1 protein-coding gene is annotated in these 1229 nt (G+C 66.7%); it reads right to left on the reverse strand.

All coding sequences use genetic code 11. The features are described 5' to 3' along the window. On the reverse strand, positions 1-1105 hold a 1105-nt coding region (locus tag AB0J80_RS38510; RefSeq protein ID WP_364714789.1), incomplete at its 3' end, for an IS256 family transposase. Positions 1106-1229 lie beyond the last annotated feature (124 nt).

A 1229-nucleotide genomic window follows, 5' to 3' on the forward strand; every position in this document is an offset into this window, starting at 1 on the left:
GGACGGCGCCGACGAGGCGAATGAGTGCGTGGCGGTCGGGGAAGATCCCGACGACGTCGGTGCGGCGGCGGATCTCGCGGTAGAGGCGCTCTTGCGGGTTGTTCGACCAAATCTGGCGCCAGATTTCTTTCGGGAACCCGGTGAAGGCGAGGACGTCGTCGCGGGCGGCGTCCAAGTGACCAGCCACGGTCGGGAGTTTCTCGGCGACCGCGTCGATGAGACGGTCGTACTGGGCGTGGACTGAGGCGGCGTCGGGTTGGTCGTAAACGCTGTGCAGCAACGTTTTGACCCACGGCCAGGACGTCTTCGGAGTCGTTGACATCAGGTTCGCGGCGTAGTGGGTGCGGCAGCGCTGCCAGCTCGCCCCGGGCAACGTGGCGCCGATGGCCTCGACGAGGCCGCGGTGGGCATCGGAGGTCACGAGGCGGACCCCAGTGAGGCCACGGGCGGTCAGGTCACGGAAGAACGCGAGCCAGCCGGCGCCGTCTTCGGCGCTGGTGACCTGCAGACCGAGGATCTCCCGGTGCCCGTCGGCGTTCACCCCGGTGGCGAGCAGGGCGTGGACGTTGACGACCCGGCCGCCTTCGCGAACCTTCAAGACGAGGGCGTCGGCGGCGACGAACGTGTACGGGCCGGCATCCAACGGCCGGGTGCGGAACGAAGCGACGTGTTCATCGAGGTCGCGGGCCATCACGCTGACCTGCGACTTCGACAGTCGGGTGATCCCCAACGATTCGACCAGCTTGTCCATTCGACGGGTGCTCACGCCGAGCAGGTAACACGTCGCAACGACCGAGGTCAGTACTGCCTCAGCGCGTTTACGGCGTTCCAGGAGCCAGTCCGGAAAGTAGGAGCCCTGTCGCAGTTTCGGGATCGCCACGTCCAAGGTGCCGGCTCGGGTGTCGAAGTCGCGGTGGCGGTAGCCGTTGCGGGTGTTGATCCGCTCTGGGGAACTGGTGCCGTAATCGGCGCCGCAGACCGCGTCGGCCTCGGCGGACATCAGCGTGTCGATGAACGTGGTGAGCAACGAACGCAGCAGGTCCGGCGAAGCGGCTGCGAGGTGCTCGTGCAGGAAGCGGGCAGGGTCGATACTGGGGTTGGCCATCGCGTGGAACTCCTCGAACTTGAGCGGGAACTCAGATCGAAGAATCACGCGGTGGCCGCCTCACGTCTACGCCCAGGCCAGCTCAGCTACGGACCTGCCGCACACCACTCTGCTGGACGCAACT

It is taken from the genome of Actinoplanes sp. NPDC049548, assembly GCF_040676695.1.
Classification (GTDB): domain Bacteria; phylum Actinomycetota; class Actinomycetes; order Mycobacteriales; family Micromonosporaceae; genus Actinoplanes.